Origin of the sequence: Pandoraea sp. PE-S2R-1 (assembly GCF_002179865.1) — a bacterium.
GTDB lineage: Bacteria > Pseudomonadota > Gammaproteobacteria > Burkholderiales > Burkholderiaceae > Pandoraea.
In genome coordinates, this window is sequence record NZ_NGUR01000178.1 from 1 (window position 1) to 359 (window position 359).

General features: G+C 63.8%; 1 pseudogene. It reads left to right on the forward strand.

Annotated elements, in window-relative coordinates:
- Window positions 1-359 (forward strand): annotated as a pseudogene (locus tag CDV44_RS28570) (hypothetical protein); the annotation flags it as partial.

The window sequence follows — 359 nt, forward strand, 5'->3', positions numbered from 1 at the left end:
CGGGCACTGAGAGCATTCACGGCGTGACCTTCGATGGACGGCAGGTCTGGGCCGCGACCGGAGAAAACTAGCTGGCCATCGATCCGGTCAGCGGTGAAGTTCGCCGTGCCATCGACGCGCCAAGCGACGCCGGCACCACTTTCGACGGCACCCATCTCTATCAGATCGGTGAAGACCGCATCGACAAGATCGAACCGTCGACCGGTCGCGTCGTGCATTCGATCCCCGCGCCGGACAGCGGCAGCAATTCGGGCCTGACATGGGCCGAAGGCAGCCTGTGGGTCGGACAGTACCGCGACCGCCGCATTCTTCAAGTCGACCCGGCAACGGGTAAGGTGCTGCGCAGCATCGAATCCGAT